The 376-nt window shown below is 33.8% G+C and carries 1 protein-coding gene; it reads left to right on the plus strand.

Annotated features, from left to right (window positions below; all coding sequences use genetic code 11):
* Positions 1-194: hypothetical protein (locus tag AC1DND_RS29625; RefSeq protein ID WP_477586640.1), on the plus strand; the 194-nt coding region annotated here is incomplete at its 5' end.
* Positions 195-376 lie beyond the last annotated feature (182 nt).

Below are 376 nucleotides of genomic sequence, written 5' to 3' on the forward strand. Positions count from 1 at the left end.
CAGGTAAAACAAATACGGCAGCTATCTTGGAAGAAGCAATCTCTCTGATAAACCCAAGAAACATAAGGGAAACTGAATTCGTCGAAAAGCTGAGGCAAAATAACGTTGAAGAACTTTACGATGAAAAAATAAGTCAGAAGATGAGTGTGTTAGATGAAAAGTTTTATAAATATCCAGATGGAAGCCTGAAGTAAGCAATTTGAAGATAAATCAGGTGCAAATACCCCTTAAATAAGAAAAGAGACAATCTATCCAGACTTGTCTCTTTTTTCTAACCAAATATAAACCTGTTATGAGCCAGGCTTTGTCTTTAATCTTCTATCTAAACCGGGGTTTTTCAAGAAAATGATTTATCTTTTTTTGTGGTGATAAACAT

It is taken from the genome of Pedobacter sp. 01N416 (assembly GCF_056399685.1).